Here is a 20,155-nt window from a genome sequence, read left to right on the forward strand (position 1 = left end):
GCCCGACGCCGACGGCGGTGGGCCCGCGCCAACTGTGGCCGACCCTGCCGCCCGCGTCCGCGGCCGCCGAGGACTACGGGTCGGGCAGGACCGAGGTCGTCAAGGGCCTGAAGGTGCCGCAGGGCGATCTGCACCGGGTGACCCCGGTCGCCGTGGTGCGCGCCCAGGCCAAGGCGCACCCGACGGTGTACAAGAACGTCGTCGCCGGGCTCGCCCGGTGCGGGGAACCGGGGAAGAAGGGGCCGGGCTGCCCGGTCCTGGACGCGTACTACGCGGATGTGACCGGCGACGGCAAGGACGACATGATCGTCGGGTTCAAGGCGTCCAAGAACCAGTTCGTGGTGCAGATCTACATGTACACGGACGGCAGACCAGTCATGATCATGGAGGATGAGGACTCCGTGATCAGCGTCCGCCTCGCCGGACGGAACCTGGTGGTCAGGGCCGCCGCCGACCTGCCCGGTTACGAGTACCGGACGTCGTGGACGTACGACCGGCACCAGCACGCCATGCTGCCGACGCGCGAGGACATCGTGCGCACCGCGGCGCCGCCGTCCGCCGGAGTGAGCCCGTCGGCGTCACCGCTGCCCGAACCGCCGTCGGTCGTCCCGCAGTCGCCCTCCGCCGCCTCCCACGCCCCCGCGTCCTCCTCGCCCGCGTCCCCGTCGCCCTCCCCGAGCAGCCCGTGATCGGCGGACCCCGGCTCCGGCTTCCCTACTGGACCGCGTCGCTGACCTGGAAGGCGGCGGCGTTCATCACCGTGATGTGCTGCGCCCTGGCGGCGCTGCTCGGCATCCTCGTGCACGTCTCGGTCAGCCATCAGACCGTGCGGGAGGCGCGCGAGCGGGCGCTGACCCGACTGACCGCCGTGACCAAGGCGTACGAGGCCGGCGACCGGCTGGCCCCCGGCTCCTCGATCGATCCGCCGGACCTGCCCGCGTCGCTGCGCGACCTGGCGCTGCACGGACGGCGCGGCACGATGGTCGACAACAACGACGGGCAGCCGGTGATGTGGGCGGCGGGGCCGGCGGCGGGCGGCCGGGCGCTGGCCGTGCGGGTCGACTACTCGCAGGGGGCCCGCACCATCGACGGGCTCGACCAGGCGATCCTCGGCTCGTCCGTGCTGGCGATCGGGGCGACGCTCCTGGTCGGCGCGTTCGCGGTGACCCGGGTGACGCAACGCCTGCACACCACCGCGCGCGTGGCGCGCAAGATCAGCGCGGGCGACCTGGACGCGCGCGTGCACGACCCGCGGGCGGTCACCGGCACCGACGGCCGCAACCCGAACCGTGCCAGGCGCCAGGACGAGGTCGCCGCGGTGGCGGGCGCGCTGGACAGCATGGCGGCGTCGCTGCAGTCGCGCATCCTGACCGAGCAGCGCTTCACCGCCGATGTCGCCCATGAGCTGCGCACGCCGCTGACCGGGCTGCACGCCGCCGCCGAGCTGCTGCCGCCGGGGCGGCCGACGGAGCTGGTGCGCGACCGGGTCGCCGCGCTGCGCACGCTCACGGAGGACCTGCTGGAGATCTCCCGGCTCGACGCGCGCAGCGAGCGCGTCGACCTGGACGCGGTCTGGCTGGGGCAGGTGGCCGAGCGGGTGGTGCGGGTCTCCGACGGGACCGGGCCCGCGGCCGCCGCGGGGACGGCGGCTCCCGTGACCGAGGTGGTGGTCGAGGCGGACGCGTGCGTGGTGACGGACCGTCGGCGCCTGGAGCGGGTCCTGGGCAACCTCGTGGCCAACGCGCACCGGCACGGCGGCCCGCCGGTCGTCCTGACCGTGAACGGCCCGGTGATCACGGTGCGGGACCACGGCTCGGGCTACCCGGACTACCTGGTGGCGCACGGGCCGCAGCGATTCCGCACCGAGGGCGGGGCGCGCGGCCACGGCCTGGGCCTGACCATCGCACTCGGCCAGACCGAGGTCCTGGGCGGCCGCCTGGCCTTCGCCAACACCCCGGACGGCGGAGCGATGGCCACGCTCACCCTTCCGCACCAGGAGCCTGAGGATTCCGGGGAGCCGGAGGGGGCTGGGGAGCCGGAGGGGGCTGGGCGGCCGGAGGGGACTGAGGAACCGGAGGGTTCCCGGGAGCCGGACGGAGCTGGGCGGCCGGAGGGGGCTGAGGGGACTGAGGGACCCGAGGGCGCGGGCGCCTCGGGCGGCGGTGGCGACGACCGCGTGTGACCTTTTGCGCCCCCTCCGTAGCAAATTTAGTGTGATTTCGGGCATACCAGCCCATATCGCCCTTCCCTCAGAGGAGGCCTCATGGCCATACGCACAGCCGCCACCCGCCTCGGCGCCGCGGTCGCCGTCGCCGCGCTCGCCGCCGTCACCGCCGCCGCGTCCCCCGCCCTCGCGGACGGCGACGGCGGTCACCACGGCGACCACCACGCCGGCCACCACCGGACCTACAAGGGCCGCGTCGTCGCCAACGGCGGCCTGAACCTCCGCGACGCCCCCACCCGCGGCAGCCGCATCGTGCGCTGGGAACCCTACGGGGCGATCGTCCCGATCTTCTGCAAGACCGGCGGCCAGAACGTCCGCGGCAACTACCTCTGGTACCTGCTGACCGACGGCACCTGGGCCTGGGGCTCGGCGAAGTACATCGACAACATCGGGGCGGCGCCCCGCTGGTGCTGACATAAGCCGATATCCCAGAAATCGCGGACACCCTTGCTACGTTCCCGCCATGACCGGTTCAACGGGCTCGGCAGGAACGAAGGCACCATCGCCCGCGGTTCCCGCCGTCCGCGTCCCACAGCGCCGCGGTACCGAGCTGACGCTGCTCGTCCTCGCCGTACTGCTCAGCGTGTACGGGTACTGCCACGTAGGGCTCGCGCACGACGGCACCGTCCCGCCCGGCGCCGCCGGATACGGCGCCGGGCTCGGCGTGCTCGCCCTTCTCGCCCACGCGGCGGTACGTTTCCGCGCCCCGTACGCGGACCCGCTCCTGCTGCCCATCGCCGTGCTCCTCAACGGCCTCGGGCTCGTCCTGATCTACCGGCTCGACCTGGAGACGCCCGGCGACGAGGCGGCCCCCGCCCAACTGGTCTGGTCGACACTGGCCGTCGGACTGTTCATCGCCTTCGTCCTGCTGCTCCGCGACCACCGGGCGTTGCAGCGGTACGCGTACATCTCGGTCGTCGCCGCGCTGCTCCTGATGACCCTGCCGATCTTCTTCACCTCGGTGAACGGCGCCCGCATCTGGATCCGGATCGGCGGCCTCTCCATCCAGCCGGGCGAGTTCGCGAAGATCCTGCTCGCGGTGTTCTTCGCGAGCTATCTCGCGGCCAACCGCAACGCCCTGCGCTACACGGGCCGGAGGATCTGGCGACTGCAACTGCCCACGATGCGGGTGTTCGCGCCGATCCTCGCGATCTGGCTGATCAGCGTCGGCGTGCTCGTCCTGGAGACCGACCTCGGCACCTCGCTGCTCTTCTTCGGCCTGTTCATCGTGATGCTGTACGTGGCCACGGGACGCGGCAGCTGGATCGCCATCGGGCTCGTCCTGGCGGCCGTCGGCGCCTTCGTCGTCGCCTCCTTCGAACCGCATGTGCACGACCGGGTCGAGAACTGGCTGCACCCGTTCGCCTCGATCGACGCGGGCGACGGGCCGAGCCAGCTCGCCCAGTCGCTGTTCGCGTTCGCGGCGGGCGGGATGCTCGGCACGGGCCTCGGCCTCGGCCACTCGATCCTCATCGGGTTCGCCGCGAAGTCCGACTTCATCCTGGCGACGGCGGGCGAGGAACTGGGCCTGACCGGGCTGACCGCGATCTTCCTGCTGTACGCGCTCGTCGTGGAGCGCGGCTACCGGGCCGGGCTCGCGCTGCGTGACCCGTTCGGCCGATTGCTGGCCATCGGCCTCGCGTCGATCGTCGCCCTGCAGGTCTTCGTCATCGCGGGCGGTGTGACCGGTCTGATCCCGCTGACCGGCATGGCGATGCCGTTCCTCGCGCAGGGCGGCTCGTCCCTGGTCACCAACTGGGTCATCGTCGCGATCCTCGTCCGCATCAGCGACCAGGCACGCAGAAGCGATCCGCCCGAGGCCGTCCCGTCCGCCCTGGGACGGGCCGCATGACCAAGTACATCCGCCGGGCCGCCGCCATCTGCCTGGTCCTGCTGGTCGCGCTGCTGGTCAACGCGGCCCGCGTCCAGGTCTTCCAGGCCAAGCGCCTGCGGGACAACCCGGCCGACCGCCGGGTGGCGATCCAGCGCTACGACCGGCCGCGCGGCGACATCCTCGTCCAGGGCAAGCCGGTCACCGGCTCGAAGGACACCAAGGAGCCGCTGCGCTACGAGCGGACGTACAAGAACGGGCCGCTGTACGCGCCCGTCACCGGCTACGCCTCGCAGACGTACGGCACGTCGTTCGTCGAGCACGCCGAGGACGACGTCCTCTCCGGCACCGCCCCGATGCTCGCCCCGCTGCCGCTGTGGGACGACATCTCCCGTACCCAGGAGCCGGGCGGCGACGTGGAGACCACGCTCAACGCCGCCGCGCAGGAGGCCGCGTTCGCCGGGCTCGGCGACAAGAAGGGCGCGGTCGCGGCCATCGACCCGACCAACGGCAAGATCCTCGCGCTGGTCTCCACACCCTCGTACGACCCGGGTGTCATCTCCGGCACGGGTTCGGCCGCGCACGACGCGTGGAGCACCCTGAACGCCGCGTCGACCAAGCCGATGCTGAACCGGGCGATCCGCGAGACCTACCCGCCGGGCTCGACGTTCAAGGTGGTCACGGCCGCCGCCGCGCTGGAGCAGGGCGTCGTCGACAGTATCGACACGCCGACCGACACCCCGGACCCGTACCCGCTGCCCGGCACATCGACGGAGCTGCACAACGAGTCCGCGTCGGCGGCCTGCGAGAACGCCACCCTGGAGTACGCGCTCCAGGTGTCCTGCAACACGGTGTTCGCCAGGCTCGGCGTGCAGGTGGGCCTGCACGGCATGGTGAAGGCGGCGGAGGACTTCGGCTTCAACGACGGGGGTGTGCGCATCCCGATGACCGCGGCGCGGTCCAACTTCGACACGGACATGGACCGTTCCCAGCTGGCGATGTCCTCCATCGGCCAGTTCAACACCGCGGCCACCCCGCTGCAGATGGCGATGGTCGCCGCGGCCGTGGCCAACGGCGGAACGATCATGCGGCCGCACCTGGTCGACAGGACGACGACCCATGGCGGCGCCACGGTCTCCACGACCGGCGGCTCCACGTACAAGCAGGCCATGTCCCCGTACACGGCCGCGCAGTTGCAGCGGATGATGGTCGACGTCGTCGAGAAGGGCACCGGCGCCAACGCGCGGATCCCCGGCGCGACGGTCGGCGGCAAGACCGGCACCGCGCAGAACGGCGTGCACAACGAGGGAACACCGTACGCCTGGTTCCTCTCCTACGCGCAGGCCGACGACGCGTCGGCGCCGCAGGTGGCGGTGGCCGTGGTGGTGGAGGACGCCTCGGCGGACCGGGCCGACATCAGCGGCGGGGGCAACGCGGCGCCGATCGCGCGTGCGGTGATGGAGGCGGTGCTCGACCACCACTGAAGTGGTCCCCGTACCAGTGGGTGAAACGGCCCTGGGCCAGCCGCCCTCTGCCGCCTACTGTCGCGCTCATGACCGACGTGATCACGTACGAACTCGCACAGGTGAACATCGGCCGGCTCAAGGCGCCGCTCGACGCTCCCGAGATGAAGGACTTCACCGGAAACCTCGACACGGTGAACGCCGTGGCCGACTCGGCGGACGGATTCGTCTGGCGCCTTGAGGGCGACTCCGGCAACGCCACCGACCTGCGCGTCTACGGCGACGAGTGGCTGCTGGTCAACATGTCGGTGTGGCGGGACCCGAACGCCCTGACGGCCTTCATGTACCAGGGCCTGCACCGTGAACTCCTTGCCCGCCGCCGTGAGTTCTTCGAGCGGCTGAGCGAGGCCGTGACGGCGCTGTGGTGGGTGCCGGCCGGGCACCGTCCCACCGTGAAGGAGGCGGAGGAGCGGCTCACGCACCTGCGCGAGCACGGTCCGACCGGCCACGCCTTCACGCTGCGCAAGTCGTTCAGTCCACCGGCTTCCTGAGCTCCGAGCGCACCTTGGCGGCCGTGGCGGCGGCGGCCGCCAGGTCGACGTCCTGGGGGTTCTGGGCGGCGATGCGCGGGGTGATCTCGGCGACGCTGGCGCCGGTGTTGCCGTCCGTCCACGCGCACATCGGCATGGTGACCTTGGTGATCCCGCTGCCGTGGGTGAGCACCTGGCAGGTGATCGTGACATCGGTGCCCGCCGGGTGGAAGTCCCGGGGCTCGACGACGAGCGTGGCGTTGTCGGCCTCGGAGCCGCCCTTCATCATGCTGTTGCGGGCCTTGTCCGTGTTCTTGAACCGGCCGTACATGCCGGAGACGATCAGCACCCCGTCACTCTGGTTCCCGCCGCGTGTGTACTGCGCGACGACGCCCGTCACGTCCTTGGCGTCCCAGTCCCCGTCCGCGTGGTCCGCGATCTCGGAGCCCTTGTCCCGGGAGAGGTCCTTGGCGAGCTCGTACTTGCCGTCCAGGAGCGTCTTCGTCAGCTCCAGCCTGTACTCGGCCTTGGGGAACGACTTGTCGTACCGAATCCCGACGTAGGCGAGCGCGCCGACGCCGATGAGAACGATCCCGAGGACCCCGCCCACGATGCCGAGGACGAGCCCGGCCCGGCTCTTCTTCTTCGGGGGCTGCCACTGCGGAAAGCCGGGGTAAGGCTGCTGCTGCGGGAAGCCGGGATGAGGCTGCTGCTGCGGGAAGCCGGGGTGAGGCTGGTGCGCGTACGGGTTCGGCGGCTGCTGGGGCGGCTGTCCGTACGGGTTCGGCTGGGGCGGCGGTGGCGTGGACACGACGGGAACGCTACTGCATGCGAGCGGCGAGCGGCCCGCCCGCCGCCCGTCAGTCCTCCCCGCCCGCCCGGACCGCCTCGGCCACCTCCTCGACCCGCTCCCGCTCCTCCGCCGCGAACCGCTCCGCGTCGAGCCGCTCGGCGATCTCCTCGTCCTGGGCCATCAGCAGATCGAGGTTGGAGTCGCCCATCTCGAAGACGCCCATGTCGACGTAGGCCCGCTGAAGCCGCTCGCCCCACAGGCCGATGTCCTTGACGCAGGGCACGATCCGCGAGAACAGCAGTTGCCGGAACAGGGCGAGGAACTCGGACTGCTCGCTGTACTGCTCGGCCTGCGCCTTGGGGATGCCGAAGTTCTCCAGGACCTCGACCCCGCGCAGCCGGTCGCGCATCAGGTAGCAGCCCTCGATCACGAACTCCTCGCGCTCGCGCAGCTCGGCGTCGGTGAGCTGCTTGTAGTAGTCGCGAAGGGCCATCCGGCCGAAGGCCACGTGCCGCGCCTCGTCCTGCATCACGTACGCGAGGATCTGCTTGGGCAGCGGCTTGTCCGTGGTGTCGCGGATCATGCCGAACGCGGCGAGCGCGAGCCCCTCGATGAGGACCTGCATGCCGAGGTAGGGCATGTCCCAGCGCGAGTCGCGCAGGGTGTCGCCGAGGAGCGACTGGAGGTTGTCGTTGATCGGGTAGAGCATCCCGATCTTCTCGTGCAGGAAGCGGCCGTAGATCTCGGCGTGCCGCGCCTCGTCCATGGTCTGCGTCGCCGAGTAGAACTTGGCGTCGAGGTCGGGCACGGACTCGACGATCCGGGCCGCGCACACCATGGCGCCCTGCTCACCGTGGAGGAACTGGCTGAACTGCCAGGACGCGTAGTGCTTGCGCAGCTCGCCCTTGTCCTTGTCGGTCATCTTCGCCCAGTGCGGGGTGCCGAAGAGGGCGAGTGACTCGTCGGGGGTGCCGAGCGGGTCGTACGGGTCGACCTCCAGGTCCCAGTCGATGCGCTTGGCGCCGTCCCACTGCTTGTCCTTGCCCTTCTGGTAGAGGGCGAGAAGGCGGTCGCGCCCGTCGGCCGCCATGTCATATTCCCAGCTGAACCGGGCCGAACTCGCCGAGGGGATCTGCCAGCCGGCCCCGTCCGGCGCCATGGTGTACAGCTCATGCGTCGACATACCGGCAGGCTCACACGGCGGTGGACACGGGTCAACAAGGTCGACCGTCAACAACTCGTGCGCGGGGGATTGACGCCCTTGCTGACGAGCAGTCTCATAAGAGCGTGACCGCCGGTAACGGGAGTGGTGACGGGAGTTGGGGACAGCCATGACGACCATGACGGAAGCCGACACGCTCGAAGGGCTGCGGGACGCGCTGGGGCTGCTCAAGGACCGCGAACAGGTGGCCGAGCGGCTGCTCGACTCCTCCGCCAAGCACTCCTTCGACCCGGACAAGGAGCTCGACTGGGACGCGCCCTTCGAGGAGGGCAAGTGGTTCTGGCCGCCGGAACTCGTCTCGCTCTACGGCACTCCCCTGTGGAAGCGGATGAGCGAGGAGCAGCGGATTCTGCTCTCCCAGCACGAGGCGGCGGCGCTCGCGTCGCTCGGCATCTGGTTCGAGCTGATCCTGATGCAGCTGCTGGTCCGCCACGTCTACGACAAGGCGGCGACGAGCGCGCACGTGCGGTACGCGCTCACCGAGATCGAGGACGAGTGCCGCCACTCGAAGATGTTCGCGCGGCTCATCGGCCGCGGCGAGACGCCGCACTACCCGGTCTCGGCCGTCCACCACAACCTCGGCCGCCTGTTCAAGACGGTCTCCACGACCCCAGGGTCGTTCACGGCGACACTGCTCGGCGAGGAGATCCTCGACTGGATGCAGCGTCTGACCTTCCCGGACGAGCGGGTGCAGACCCTGGTCCGCGGTGTCACGCGCATCCACGTCGTCGAGGAGGCGCGGCACGTGCGGTACGCGCGCGAGGAGCTGCGCCGCCAGATGGTGACGGCGCCGCGCTGGTCGCAGGAGTTCACGCGGCTCACCTCCGGGGAGTTCGCGCGGGTCTTCGCGGTCGCCTTCATCAACCCCGAGGTCTACACGAACGTCGGACTCGACAAGAAGCAGGCGATGGCCCAGGTCAAGGCGAGCGGCCACCGCCGCGAGATCATGCAGACCGGCGCGAAGCGGCTCACCGACTTCCTGGACGACATCGGCGTGCTGCGCGGGGTGGGGCGGCGCCTGTGGCGGTCGTCCGGGCTCCTGGCCTGAAACCGGGGCCGCGTCCTCGCACGGTCCCGCGCTCCCCCCGCCACCCCGGACCGGCGCGCCCCGGCAGGGTTACGCTTCCTGCATGACCTCGGCAACCGGAACCCCCGCCTACCGGCGCCTCAGCGTCGAGGCGCGGCGGGCTCAGCTGCTCGACGCGGCACTGTCGTTGTTCGCGCACCGGGCGCCCGAGGAGGTGTCGCTCGACGACGTCGCCGAGGCCGCGGGGGTCTCCCGGCCGCTGGTCTACCGCTACTTCCCGGGCGGCAAGCAGCAGTTGTACGAGGCGGCGCTGCGGACGGCCGCCGACGACCTGGAGCAGTGTTTCGCCGAGCCACCCGAGGGCCCGCTCACCGCCCGCCTGTCCCGCGCGCTCGACCGCTACCTGGCCTTCGTCGACCAGCACGACACCGGGTTCGCCGCGCTGCTCCAGGGCGGCAGCGTGGTGGAGACCTCCCGTACGACGGCGATCGTGGACGGGGTCCGGCGGGCCGCCGCCGAGCACATCCTCGACCACCTCGCGGTCGACGAGCCGGGCCCGCGGCTGCGCATGACCGTCCGCATGTGGATCACCGCGGTGGAGGCGGCCTCCCTCATCTGGCTCGACGAGGACAAACAGCCACCCCTCGACGAGCTGCGCGACGGACTCGTCGAGCAGTTCATGGCGGTCCTGACCGCGGCGGCGGGCCGCGACGCGCAGACCGCGGACGTCGTGCGCGCCGCCCTCGCCCTGGAGACGCCGGACGGGCCCGCGGGCGGGCTCGCGCGGCGGGTGCTGCCCGTGGTGAGCGACGCGGCGCACCTCCTGTGACACTGGCCGTGTGAAGAGCGAAGACATCCCATTCGTCGGCGGACCGCTGGACGGGCGCTCCCTGCCCGTCCTGCTCACCGCCACCGGCAACCCGCCCAAGGTGTACCGGGTGCCCGTGCCCGCTCCGGAGGGCGGGCCCGAGCGTGAGTACGTGTACGCGCGAGAGGCCGTGCCCGACGGGAAGGCCGTGCGGCTCGTCCAGCGCTGGCGGTACGTGTTCGTGCCGGACGGGAAGGTGCCCGGCGGGGTGCGGTGGCCTTGGTCGACGTCGCGGAAGAACGGCGACGACGACGAAGCGGGCGGTTCCCCCGCGTAAAGGCGGCTCGCCGCGCACCCCCTGGAGGGGTGGCCGGGTTGGGCCGAAGCGAGCAGCCCGCCGGGCGGCGCGACGTCGCCCGCTGTGAGGTGTCCCCGTGCGGGCACGGAGGCTGCCCCGCGCGGGAGGTGATGACGTGTCAGGCACAGTGGTGCGCTGGGTGTGTACGGCCGCCGTCGCCGGGGCGCTGCTCGCGCCCGTGCCGGCCCGGGCGGCTGCGGCGGCTCCGGGGCCCGACGGCGAGCGGTCCGTCGCGACGCTGCTGACGGATCTTCAGAAGCTGTACCGGCAGACCGAGGAGGCCACCGAGGCGTACGACGCCGCGCGGGAGGCGCTCAGGTCCCGCCGCGAGGAGACGGACGAAATGTCCCGGAAGCTGGCCGAGGCCCGGGGCGCCCTGCACGACAGCCGGGTCGCGGCGGGTCGCCTCGCGCGCGAGCAGTACCAGGGGCACAGCGACATCTCGCCGTACGTACGGCTGTTGCTCTCGCCCGATCCGGAGCACGCGCTCGACCAGGGGCATGTCCTCGGGCAGGCGGCGAAGGAGCGGCGGGCCGCCGTGGACCGTCTCGTGGGTGGGGAGAGGAGGGCCGACGACCTGGCGACGAAGGCGCGGGCCGCGCTGGACGCGCAGCTGAAGCTGGCCGACCAGGAGAAGAAGCGCCGGGACACGGTGCGCGGGCGGTTGCGTCAGGTGGAGGAACTGCTGGCCTCGCTCAGCGGTGAGCAGCTGGCGGCGCTCACCCGCCTTGAGGACGCCGGGGTCGATTCGGCCCAGCGGAAGTTCATGGCGTCAGGGGCGCTCGGGACGGCGGTGCGGGCTCCGTCGCGGGCGGGGAACGCCGCGCTCGACTTCGCGGTGAAACAGATCGGGAAGCCGTACGAGTGGGGGGCGGAGGGGCCGGAGGCGTACGACTGTTCAGGGCTGACGGCGCGGGCGTGGCGGCATGCGGGGCGGGCGATTCCGCGGACGTCGCAGGAGCAGTGGGCTCGGTTGCCGCGGGTGCGGTTGTCCGAGCTCCGGCCCGGGGACCTGGTCGTCTATTTTCCCGACGCCACGCACGTGGCGATGTACCTGGGCGACGGAATGGTGGTGCAGGCCCCCCGGCCCGGCGCCCGGGTGAAGGTCTCACCCATCGCGACGTACCCGGTGCGGGGGGCGGTGCGGCCGGACCCGGAGGCCGGGGCGATGCCGGGCTACCGGGCGCCGTGGCCGGAGCCGTCGTGACCCGCCCGCCGCACCGAGGCGGCGGGCGGCACCGGCTACGCGCCGGTCACCGACGACAGGTACGCGCCCGTCTTCTCCGGGTCGTAGAAGAAGTTCTCGAAGTCGGCCGGGTCGTTGAAGCCGTTGGCGAAACGGTCGGCGACCGGCTGGAGCCCGCCCGCCGCGCCGATGAGGTTCAGCACGTGCTCCGGCGGGGCCTGAAGCATCGTGTTGGTCCACTTCGTGACGTGCTGCGCGGTGTCCCAGTACCGGTCGAACGTCGCCCGCATCCACGCCTCGTCGAACGGCTCGTCGCCCCGCTCCAGGATCGACGCCAGGTACGACGCCGCGCACTTGGACGCCGAGTTGGAGCCCTGCCCCGTGATCGGGTCGTTGGCCACGACCACGTCCGCCACGCCGAGCACGGCGCCGCCGCCGGGAAGCCGGCCGATCGGGTTGCGCACGGTCGGCGCGTAACGGCCGGCCAGCGTGCCGTTCGCGTCCGTCAGCTCCACCTTCGTGGCGCGCGCGTACTCCCAGGGCGTGAACCTCTCCATCAGCTCCAGGGTCAGCGAAAGGTGCTCCGCCGGGTCCTTGACGCCCTTGAACACGTCCAGGGGGCCGCCCGGGATGCCCTCCCAGAAGAGGATGTCGCCGCGGCCGGACGTCGTCAGCGTCGGCATGACGAAGAGCTCGCCGACGCCCGGCACCAGGTTGCAGCGGACCGCGTCGTAGTCCGGGTGCTCGGGGCGCGGGCCGAGCCCGTGGACGTAGGCCACCGCCAGCGCGCGCTGCGGCTCGGTGTACGGGGAGCGGGACGCGTCACGGCCGAACATCGAGACGAGCTCGCCCTTGCCCGCCGAGACGAGCACCAGGTCGTACGTGCGCGAGAAGTAGTCGAGGTCCGAGACGGCCGCGCCGTGGATGACGAGCTGGCCGCCGCGCTGCGCGAACGTCTCCATCCAGCCGGCCATCTTCACGCGCTGGTCGACGGACTGGGCGTAGCCGTCGAGCCTGCCGACCCAGTCGATGGCGCGCTGCGTGGGGCCCGGGTCGTGGGAGCCGGGCGCGGCGACCGAGACGCCGAGGCCCTCGATCCTCGGTGCCTGCGACTCCCAGAAGTTGAGTTGCAGGTCGCGCTCGTGCTGCAGCGCGGTGTGGAACATGCACTGCGTCGACATGACCCGCCCCGAGCGGATCTCGTCGGCGGTGCGGTTGGACATCAGGGTGACCTCGTAGCCGTGGGACTGAAGGCCCAGGGCGAGCTGAAGACCGGACTGGCCGGCTCCTACGACGAGTATCTTCCGTGACATTGCGGCCTCTAACTGATCACTTGCGTACGGTGACGGGGGGCGGGAACTGAGGGCGGGGACCGGGGGCGGGGACGAGGTGCGGGACGGGGGTCCTGGAGCCTATTCGGGCGTGGCTTCCAGCGCGTGGCCGACCAGGGCGAGCAGCGTCTCGATCACGGATATGCGCCGGCGCGCGTCCATGACCAGCACGGGCACGTGCGGCGGCACCGTGAGCGCCTCGCGCACGTCCTCGGGCTCGAACCGCTCCGACCCGTCGAAGTGGTTGACGGCCACGACGTACGGCAGTCCGCAGCTCTCGAAGTAGTCGAGCGCGGGGAAGCAGTCCGGCAGGCGGCGCGTGTCGGCGAGCACGACCGCGCCGATCGCACCGCGCACCAGGTCGTCCCACATGAACCAGAACCGCTGCTGGCCCGGCGTGCCGAACAGGTACAGGACCAGGTCGTCGTCGAGCGTGATGCGGCCGAAGTCCATGGCGACCGTCGTCGTGGTCTTGCCCGGCGTCGCGGTGAGGTCGTCCGTCTCCTCGCTCGCCTGGGTCATCAGCGCCTCCGTCTGGAGGGGCTGGATCTCCGACACGGCGGACACCAGGGTCGTCTTGCCCACGCCGAAGCCGCCCGCGACCACGATCTTCGTGGCGATGGGCGCCCGGCTCCGGTCCGTCTGCCAGACCTGCAACTGCTCCTCCTCGGCGGGGAGCCCCCCGAGGAGTTCAGAGACGGCGGAGTCCACTCAGCACCCTTTCCAGGAGCGCCCGGTTCGGCTGCCCCGGGCCGTGACCGGTTCCGTAAACTCGGATCTTTCCCTGGTCGGCGAGGTCGCTCAGGAGCACACGGACCACGCCCAGGGGCATCTTCAACAGCGCGGCGATCTCGGCGACCGTGCGCATGCGGCGGCACAGTTCGACGATCGCCCGCATCTCCGGCATGACCGCCGCGAGGGTGCCCTTCCCTATTTCGAGACGTTCGTCGGGTGCCTCGATGGCGGCGGTGCTCGCGATGAACGTCTCCACCAGCAGGACGTGCCCGAAGCGGGTGCGGCCGCCGGTCAGGGAGTAGGGGCGTACGCGGGCGGGCTTGCGGTCGCCGCCGCGTACGGGGAGCTTCGCGGGACCGCCGTTGCCACTGCCGCTGCTACTACTGCTGCTCACTGGTGCTCTCCATCGACTTGCGCAGTTCGCTGCGTAGTTCGGGCGTCAGGACGTGCCCGGCGCGGCCGACGAAGAGCGCCATGTGGTACGCGACGACGCTCATGTCGCAGTCCGGGGTGGCGTGCACGCCGAGCAGGGAGCCGTCGCTGATCGACATGACGAAGAGGCTGCCCTCCTCCATGGCGACCATGGTCTGCTTCACACTCCCGCCGTCCATCAGCTTGGCGGCGCCGATGGTGAGGCTGCCGAGTCCGGACACGATCGTGGCCAGGTCGGCGCTGGAGCCCTTCGGTCCGCCGCTGCGGTCCGGGCGGGACTCGGTGTTCCTGCCCGGGTCCGAGGAGAGCAGGAGCAGCCCGTCGGACGAGACGACCGCGACGGAGAGCAGCCCTGGCACCTCCTCTACCAGGTTGGTCAGCAACCAGTGGAGGTTGCGGGCCTCTGTGCTCAGTGCAGGGTTGTTGAGTGCAGGGTTGTTGAGTGCAGGGTTGTTGAGTGCAGGGGTGGGCGCAGTCAACTGCTTGCCTCCTCGGCTGTGTCCCCCTTGGCTTCTCCGAAACGTTCTTGGTGCGCGCGCCGGTGCGCTTGTTCGTGTGGGCCCGCCAGGATCTCCGCCTCCACGTCGCGGCGGCCCTCCTGGGCGCCGCGGTGGAATCCGCCGAGCCTGCGCCGCAGGGCCTCCGCGTCGACGGAGGCCGGGCGCTGCTGCGGGGCGGTGGCGGGCGCGGCGATCTTCGGGGTGCGCTTGGGCAGGCCCTTGTCGGTGACCCGCTCCCACTTGGGCGTCTGCTGTCGCGGTGACGGCTCGGCGGGGCTCTCGTCGGGAGTGCGCTCGTGGGCGTCAGGCTCAGGGACGGGGGCCGGTGCGGGGGCGGGTGCGGGGGCCGGGGCCGGTGCGGACTCGGCCATGGGCTCCGGGAGCACAGGGGCCACCAGCTCCATGGTGGTCTCGGCGATCCGTTCCCCGGGCGCGATTACGGGCTCCGGCTCCGGCTGGGCGTCGGTCGCGGGCTCGAAGTCGGCCTCCGACTCGGCCACCGTCTGTTCCGCCGCCCGGATGAGCGGATCGGCGCCGGGGCCGCCGCCCGTACGCCCGTCCAGGACGTTGGAGTTGGCCTCGGCCTCCGAACCGGGCAGGTGGACACAGGGCGCGGCGCCCGACACCGGAGCGGCGGGCGGCACCGTGGCCGAGGGCGCGGCGGCGAGCAGCGCGGTGGGCAGCACCACGACGGCCGCCACCCCGCCCTGCTTCTGCTCGCGCAGCCGGACCCGCAGGCCGTGCCGCGCCGCGAGCCGGGCGACGACGTACAGGCCGAGCCCGAGGCCGTCGGCGGCTTCGGGGTCGTGGGCCTGGTCGGGCGAGAACGAGGAGAGCCGGGCGTTGAGGGCGGCCATCTTCTCCTCGGCCATGCCGATGCCCTCGTCCTGGACGGAGAGCATGACCTCGCCGTTCTCCAGGAGCCAGCCGGAGACCTCGACGGCGGCGTCCGGCGGGGAGAACGACGCGGCGTTCTCCAGGAGTTCGGCGACCAGGTGCGAGAGGTCGTCGGCGGCGAACCCGGCGATGTGCGCGTGCGGCGGCAGTGCCGCGATCCGCACCCGCTCGTACCGTTCGATCTCGGAGACGGCGGCGCGCACGACGTCGACGAGCGGCACCGCTCCCGCGTGCTGCTGGCCGTGCTCGGCGCCGGCGAGGACGAGGAGGTTCTCGCTGTGCCGCCGCATGACGGTGGCGAAGTGGTCGAGCTTGAAGAGGGTCGCGAGCCGCTCGGGGTCGTGCTCCCGCTCCTCCAGGCCCTCGATGACGCCGAGCTGGCGCTCGACGAGGCCGAGGGTGCGCAGCGCGAGGTTGACGAAGGTGCCGTGGATGGAGTGCCGGACGCGCTCCAGCTGTGTCTGGGACCGGGCGAGTTCCGCCCGTACGTCGGCGAGTTCGGCGCGCAGCGCGTCGCGCGCGTCGGCCATCCGCTGCCGCTCGCCCACCAGGTGGCGGCGGTCGGTCTCCAGGGTCGTGATCCGCTCGTGGAGGCCGACGGCGTGCGCGTGCAGGGCGTTGACGGAACGGACGACCTCGGCGAACTCGTCGTTGCGGCCGGTGAACGCGATGGGCTGCTCGGCCGCCGGGCCGGTGGCGATCCGCGCGGAGCCGAGACGCAGCACTGCCAGCGGGCGGGTCAGCGAGCGGGCGGTGGCCATGGCGACACCGGCCGCGGCGAGCAGGCAGACACCGACCAGGGCGATCCTGATCTCCAGGGCGGTGACATCGTCGTCGCGCAGCTGTTCGAGGCGCTGGACGCGCCGCTCGCCGAGCGCGGACTCGGCGCCGCGCATCTGCTCGACGCGGGACGTCAGCGCGGCGTCGATGTGCTTCTTGCTGTAGCCGAGTTCGGTGGTGGTGAGCGTCGGGGCGGCGGTGAGCTTGTCGAGGTAGTGGACGGCCTTGTCGGTGTCGGGCCCGCTGACGGTGGAGTCGTACGCGTTGACGGAGGCGGTGGGGGCGGAGTCCCTGAAGTCGGCGAGGGCCGCCTGTTCGCGCACCCGGGCCTGCTGGGCGGCGGCGGACAGGGCGTCGCGGCGGCTCTTGGCGGCCGGGTCCTCGCCGACCACGGCCCTGGGCAGTCCGGTCACCGGGTCGATGACGGTGGAGGTGCTGGTGTCGCGCGGTACGGCGTACGCGGCGAGCAGCAGGCCGCGGGCCGCGGCGGCCTGGTCGACGGCGCGGTCGAGGTCCGCGAGGGCGTGCGCGCCGGTACCCGCTCGGGCGGGGATGCGGTCGGCGAGATCCTCGGCGAGGTGGTGCAGTTCGGTGATGGCCTTGGTGTACGCGGTGTGCGCCTCGATGGCGGAGCCCTTGCCGGTGAGGGCGGCGCGGCGGACGGCGGCGATACCGTCGATGGTGCGGCGCAGATCGGCGGGCGCGTCGTCGCGCAACTCCGCCACCTGCCGGTCGACGAGCGCGCTGCGCTCCTCGCTCAGCCCCTGCCCCTTCGGGCGTCCCGCGGCGATGTACGAGGTGACCTCGTCGCGCTCGTCCGCGAGGGCATGGGACAGGGCGAGGGCGTGCTGCGTGCGGCGGGCGTCGTCGACGAGCCCCTGCGAGGTGCCGACCCGGTCGGACGCGGCGACGATCGCGGGCGCTCCTGCCCCGGCGACGGCCGCCGCCACGACGGCGACGGCGACGACGAGGCGACTGCGCACCCGCACACGCTTGCCCTTACCCCCTGAAGGCGGTGAAGGCGGCGAAAGTGGCGAAGGTGGTGAAAGCACTGAGGAGGGGGAAGACACGGGAGGCATCCCCGTCGCGGGAGGACCGGGCTCCTGACCTCGGGCCGCGCCCGGCCCGGACGAACGGTCGGAGGCCGACGAACCGTCAACACCCCCGGACGCCACGCCAAAATCCGACACTACTGCTCGCATTCCTGACTCGTCCCACCCAAGGGCCCGGATGACGATCCGTCAACTCGCTCGCCCCACCGGTATGGCTCCTGACCATTCCAGCGCCGGTGAGCAGCGGACAGGCATCACCGAGCCCGCCACCCGAAGGAGTGAACCCCGAGCAGGAGTTGGGATCAAGTTCCCCGGCCTCGGCCGCGGCCCCCGCGCGGTGTGCCGGTTGGACGTGGTTCACAGGGTTTGGCAAGATGCCCCGCCACCCACCGCCGGAACCGATCATTCCGCCGCAAACCCGGCGTTCGGCGGGCCGCCGGACGCCATGCGGCCCCGCATGACCTGCTGTTGTGAAGGGCTCGTGCAGACTTGGCCCGATGCGCATCGAACTGGCCACAGAGCCCGGAGACCCGGACCGCCCCAACGAGGACTACGCGTCGGCGACCGCTCCCGCGTGGGGACAGGGCGGATCGCTCGTCGTCCTCGACGGCGTCACTCCGCCGCGCGGCGACGACGGGTGTCTGCATTCCGTCCCCTGGTTCACGGCCCGCCTCGGCGGCGCCCTGAGCGAACTGTCCGCTTCACGCCGGGATATGACGCTGTGCGACATCCTCGCCGCCGCCATCGGCCGGACCGCCGACACCCATCGCACCACCTGTGACCTTTCTCACCCGCGTACACCACAGGCCACCGTGGTCCTCGCCCGGTGGGACGAGGAGCGGATCGAGCACCTGGTGCTCTCCGACTCGGCACTGCTCGTCGGGGCGGTGGACGGCACGGTGACGCCGGTCCTCGACGACCGGCTCGCCCGCCTCCCGAGCGCCTCGCTGGTCTCGGACGAGGTGGCCGACGCGACCGTACGGAACAAGGAGGGCGGCTTCTTCACCGCCGCCGCGGACCCGGCCGTGGCGGCCCGTGCGGTGACCGGGGCCCTGCCCCGAGCCGAGGTCCGGGCGCTCGCCGCGTTGACCGACGGGGTGACGCGCTGGGTGGAGAAGTTCGGCGAGGGCGACTGGGCCGGGCTGTTCACGCTCGTCCGCGAGGAGGGCGCGCGGGCGGCGGTGGCGCGGGTGCGCGCCCTTGAGGACGCGGACGAGCGGGAGCGGGTCTTCCTCGGCCGCGGCAAGACCCACGACGACGCGTCAGTGGTCTACGCCGAGCTGTGAGGCTCGCACCGAGCCACGGAGCTCACTCCGCCCCGGCGTTGAGCTGGTGCAGCAGCCGCGCCAGTTCGGCGACTTCCCTGCGGTCCCAGCCCGCCAGCTGCCGCACGTACCGCATGCGGCGCGCGTCGCGCACCTTGCCGAAGTCGGCGCGGCCGCGCTCGGTGAGGGAGACGAGCCAGGCCCGGCCGTCGGCGGGATCGGGTTCGCGGCCCACGAAGCCGAGTTCCTCCAGGGCGCGCAGCTGGCGGCTCATCGTCGCCTTGCCGACGCCGATGTAGGCCGCGAGCTCGGTGGCGCGCTGGGCGCCGCACTCCTCCAGCCGGGCCAGGAGTCCGTACGCGGCCGGTTCCAGGTCCGGGTGGACCTCGCGGGCCATCTCGCCCGACGAGGCCCGCGCACGCCGCAGGAATACCGTCAACTCCCGTTCGAGCGCCAGGAATTCCTGGTCCACACCAGTCGGCGCCGAGGCGGATTTCGCCGCCTGTTCCGCCGTCCGCCGCTCACCGTTCCCGCCTTCGTGCACGTCAGCGCCCATGGCCTCAGCCTCCCCGGGTTTCGTCGTCGTGAAAATTTCTGCCAACCGCCGCCATCACCGCAGCTCCGCCAGTATTTCGCAGGAGTAGACCAACGGCGTCACCGAGTCCCTCTTCCTCTGACGGGTCTACATGCGTAGCGTCATACATGACACACATGGCATGTTCACACCATCCCCACAGCCCGTGACATGTCGGCAGGTCAGCACAGCATGAGCCACAGCACAGGTCCCGATCAGCACCGCTGATTCCCCATGAGGCCTCCGGAGGCATGCAATGCCCGTGCACAGACCCCGCACCACCACCGGCCGTACCCGCATCGGCGTGGCCGGGATTCTCCTCGCGGCACTCTCGCTGCTTTTCACCCTTCCGAGCGCGGCCCACGCCGCGGGCAAGCCCGCCCGCGGCAGCGCCTACATGGGCATCGGCGTAGCCGCCCATGAGGGCCACGGCAAGAAGACGTCCGTGTCACCCCTGTCGGTCACCCAGACCGAGGGCGTCGACGTCAGCAGCCACCAGGGCAACGTCGCCTGGTCGACGCTCTGGAACAGCGGCGTGCGCTGGGCCTACACCAAGGCCACCGAGGGGACGTACTACACGAACCCGTACTTCGCCCAGCAGTACAACGGCTCGTACAACGTCGGCATGATCCGCGGCGCCTACCACTTCGCGACCCCGAACACGACGAGCGGCGCCACCCAGGCGGACTACTTCGTCAACCACGGCGGCGGCTGGTCGAAGGACGGCAAGACCCTGCCGGGCACGCTCGACATCGAGTGGAACCCGTACGGGGCGGCCTGTTACGGCAAGTCGCAGAGCGGGATGGTGAGCTGGATCCGGTCGTTCCTGAACGAGTACAAGTACCGCACGGGCCGGGACGCCGTGATCTACACCTCCACCAGCTGGTGGACCCAGTGCACGGGCAACTACAGCGGCTTCGCCTCCTACGACCCGCTGTGGGTGGCCCGCTACTCCTTCACCGCCGGAACGCTGCCCGCGGGCTGGTCGTACTACACCATGTGGCAGTACACCGACTCCGGCCCGACGGTGGGCGACCACGACAAGTTCAACGGCGCGCTCGACCGGGTCCAGGCGCTGGCGAACGGCTGAGCCGGACCGTCCGGGCCAGACCGAGGGCCGGGCCCCCGAGGGAGCCCGGCCCTTGTC

Annotated in this window: 20 protein-coding genes; 12 read left to right on the forward strand and 8 right to left on the reverse strand. The window is 71.7% G+C overall.

What is annotated here, in order from left to right:
* The 6 genes from OFY01_RS29525 to OFY01_RS29550 form a co-directional block, all read left to right on the forward strand.
* On the forward strand, positions 1 to 689 hold a 689-nt coding region (locus OFY01_RS29525; RefSeq protein ID WP_266605090.1), incomplete at its 5' end, for a hypothetical protein.
* Between the two features lie 74 nt (positions 690 to 763).
* A complete protein-coding gene (locus tag OFY01_RS29530; protein WP_266605135.1) occupies positions 764 to 2,182 on the forward strand; it encodes an ATP-binding protein in 1,419 nt (472 codons plus the stop codon).
* A gap of 81 nt (positions 2,183 to 2,263) precedes the next feature.
* Positions 2,264 to 2,638: an SH3 domain-containing protein gene (locus OFY01_RS29535; protein ID WP_266605092.1), complete on the forward strand. Its 375-nt coding sequence runs from the start codon at positions 2,264 to 2,266 to the stop codon at positions 2,636 to 2,638.
* A 49-nt stretch (positions 2,639 to 2,687) separates the two neighbouring features.
* The gene (locus OFY01_RS29540; RefSeq protein ID WP_266605094.1) at positions 2,688 to 4,076 is read left to right on the forward strand and encodes an FtsW/RodA/SpoVE family cell cycle protein; all 1,389 of its coding nucleotides are present in this window, start codon (positions 2,688 to 2,690) and stop codon (positions 4,074 to 4,076) included.
* Positions 4,073 to 5,539: a penicillin-binding transpeptidase domain-containing protein gene (locus OFY01_RS29545; RefSeq protein ID WP_266605096.1), complete on the forward strand. Its 1,467-nt coding sequence runs from the start codon at positions 4,073 to 4,075 to the stop codon at positions 5,537 to 5,539. The genes OFY01_RS29540 and OFY01_RS29545 overlap by 4 nt, the downstream gene beginning before the upstream one ends.
* Before the next feature lie 68 nt (positions 5,540 to 5,607).
* A complete protein-coding gene (locus OFY01_RS29550; RefSeq protein WP_266605097.1) occupies positions 5,608 to 6,069 on the forward strand; it encodes a DUF3291 domain-containing protein in 462 nt (153 codons plus the stop codon).
* Here the strand turns inward: OFY01_RS29550 and OFY01_RS29555 are convergent.
* Both OFY01_RS29555 and OFY01_RS29560 read right to left on the reverse strand, forming a co-directional pair.
* A complete protein-coding gene (locus OFY01_RS29555) occupies positions 6,050 to 6,859 on the reverse strand; it encodes a hypothetical protein (protein ID WP_266605099.1) in 810 nt (269 codons plus the stop codon). The genes OFY01_RS29550 and OFY01_RS29555 overlap by 20 nt on opposite strands.
* 49 nt (positions 6,860 to 6,908) lie before the next feature.
* Complete coding sequence (locus OFY01_RS29560; protein WP_266605101.1) at positions 6,909 to 8,024, reverse strand: ferritin-like domain-containing protein; 1,116 nt, start codon at positions 8,022 to 8,024, stop codon at positions 6,909 to 6,911.
* 148 nt (positions 8,025 to 8,172) lie between these two features.
* On the opposite strand from OFY01_RS29560, the gene OFY01_RS29565 reads away from it, so the two are divergent.
* The 4 genes from OFY01_RS29565 to OFY01_RS29580 all read left to right on the forward strand — a co-directional run bounded on the left by OFY01_RS29565 (position 8,173) and on the right by OFY01_RS29580 (position 11,463).
* A complete protein-coding gene (locus OFY01_RS29565) occupies positions 8,173 to 9,111 on the forward strand; it encodes an AurF N-oxygenase family protein (protein WP_266605103.1) in 939 nt (312 codons plus the stop codon).
* An 82-nt stretch (positions 9,112 to 9,193) separates the two neighbouring features.
* Positions 9,194 to 9,919, forward strand: coding sequence for a TetR/AcrR family transcriptional regulator (locus tag OFY01_RS29570; RefSeq protein ID WP_266605105.1), 726 nt, complete (start codon positions 9,194 to 9,196; stop codon positions 9,917 to 9,919).
* Between the two features lie 10 nt (positions 9,920 to 9,929).
* Entirely contained in the window at positions 9,930 to 10,235 is a 306-nt protein-coding gene (locus OFY01_RS29575) for a hypothetical protein (RefSeq protein WP_266605107.1), read from the forward strand.
* 136 nt (positions 10,236 to 10,371) lie between these two features.
* On the forward strand, positions 10,372 to 11,463 hold the full coding sequence (locus tag OFY01_RS29580) for a C40 family peptidase (RefSeq protein ID WP_266605109.1): 1,092 nt from the start codon (positions 10,372 to 10,374) through the stop codon (positions 11,461 to 11,463).
* Between the two features lie 35 nt (positions 11,464 to 11,498).
* Here the strand turns inward: OFY01_RS29580 and OFY01_RS29585 are convergent, their stop codons facing one another.
* From OFY01_RS29585 to OFY01_RS29605, 5 genes are all read right to left on the reverse strand, one after another.
* Positions 11,499 to 12,755, reverse strand: a complete 1,257-nt coding sequence (locus OFY01_RS29585; protein WP_266605111.1) for a styrene monooxygenase/indole monooxygenase family protein — start codon at positions 12,753 to 12,755, stop codon at positions 11,499 to 11,501.
* A 99-nt stretch (positions 12,756 to 12,854) separates the two neighbouring features.
* On the reverse strand, positions 12,855 to 13,484 hold the full coding sequence (locus OFY01_RS29590) for a GTP-binding protein (RefSeq protein ID WP_266605113.1): 630 nt from the start codon (positions 13,482 to 13,484) through the stop codon (positions 12,855 to 12,857).
* Positions 13,465 to 13,902: a DUF742 domain-containing protein gene (locus tag OFY01_RS29595; RefSeq protein ID WP_266605115.1), complete on the reverse strand. Its 438-nt coding sequence runs from the start codon at positions 13,900 to 13,902 to the stop codon at positions 13,465 to 13,467. Before OFY01_RS29595 ends, OFY01_RS29590 begins: the two co-directional genes overlap by 20 nt.
* Entirely contained in the window at positions 13,889 to 14,353 is a 465-nt protein-coding gene (locus tag OFY01_RS29600) for a roadblock/LC7 domain-containing protein (protein ID WP_266605137.1), read from the reverse strand. The genes OFY01_RS29595 and OFY01_RS29600 overlap by 14 nt, the downstream gene beginning before the upstream one ends.
* Before the next feature lie 62 nt (positions 14,354 to 14,415).
* A complete protein-coding gene (locus tag OFY01_RS29605) occupies positions 14,416 to 17,196 on the reverse strand; it encodes a sensor histidine kinase (protein ID WP_266605117.1) in 2,781 nt (926 codons plus the stop codon).
* 470 nt (positions 17,197 to 17,666) lie between these two features.
* Here OFY01_RS29605 and OFY01_RS29610 point away from each other — a divergent pair, with 470 nt between their 5' ends.
* Positions 17,667 to 18,455 carry a protein phosphatase 2C domain-containing protein gene (locus OFY01_RS29610; RefSeq protein WP_266605119.1) on the forward strand — a complete coding sequence of 263 codons (789 nt, stop codon included), beginning with the start codon at positions 17,667 to 17,669 and terminating at the stop codon, positions 18,453 to 18,455.
* Between the two features lie 22 nt (positions 18,456 to 18,477).
* Here OFY01_RS29610 and OFY01_RS29615 read toward each other — a convergent pair whose 3' ends face one another.
* Complete coding sequence (locus tag OFY01_RS29615) at positions 18,478 to 18,978, reverse strand: MarR family winged helix-turn-helix transcriptional regulator (protein ID WP_407700452.1); 501 nt, start codon at positions 18,976 to 18,978, stop codon at positions 18,478 to 18,480.
* Between the two features lie 286 nt (positions 18,979 to 19,264).
* On the opposite strand from OFY01_RS29615, the gene OFY01_RS29620 reads away from it, so the two are divergent.
* Positions 19,265 to 20,098, forward strand: coding sequence for a lysozyme (locus OFY01_RS29620; protein WP_266605123.1), 834 nt, complete (start codon positions 19,265 to 19,267; stop codon positions 20,096 to 20,098).
* Positions 20,099 to 20,155 lie beyond the last annotated feature (57 nt).

This window comes from Streptomyces beihaiensis (assembly GCF_026274175.1).
Classification (GTDB): Bacteria; Actinomycetota; Actinomycetes; order Streptomycetales; family Streptomycetaceae; genus Streptomyces; species Streptomyces beihaiensis.